Origin of the sequence: Adlercreutzia equolifaciens (assembly GCF_029076695.1) — a bacterium.
Taxonomy (GTDB): domain Bacteria; phylum Actinomycetota; class Coriobacteriia; order Coriobacteriales; family Eggerthellaceae; genus Adlercreutzia; species Adlercreutzia equolifaciens_A.
Genome location: NZ_JARFIK010000102.1, coordinates 1 through 390, shown reverse-complemented (window position 1 = coordinate 390; position 390 = coordinate 1). Strand labels below are relative to the sequence as shown.

The window sequence follows — 390 nt, the reverse complement described above, 5'->3', positions numbered from 1 at the left end:
AGCGGCGTTTGGAGGCGGAGGCGGCGCGGCGTCGCGTGGAGGCCGATCGCGCCCAGGCAAAACGCAGCGCCCGCAAGCTGGACAAGCACGACAGCGATGGGCGTGAGCGGCTCGGATGTGCCATTGTGTCCGGCAAGGACGGCGTGGCCACGAAGCTCTCGGCGTCCAAGGCCGGTCGTGTTGCGAAGGCCGACGAGGCTCTGCAGTCCGCAACCGTAGAGAAGCGCTACGCCGGTCGGTTCCGATCCTATGGCGAAGCGGCATCCGCGAAGACGCTGATCCACCAGGAGGCGGGAGCGTTGTCCGCGGGCGACTTCGCGCTCGACGTGCCGGAGTTGTGCATCGGTCCCACCGATCATGTGGTGCTTACCGGCGATAACGGGAACGGTA

General features: G+C 67.2%; 1 pseudogene. It reads left to right on the top strand.

The window, feature by feature from the left end:
* Positions 1–390, top strand: a pseudogene (locus tag PZH32_RS11640) (ATP-binding cassette domain-containing protein); the annotation flags it as partial.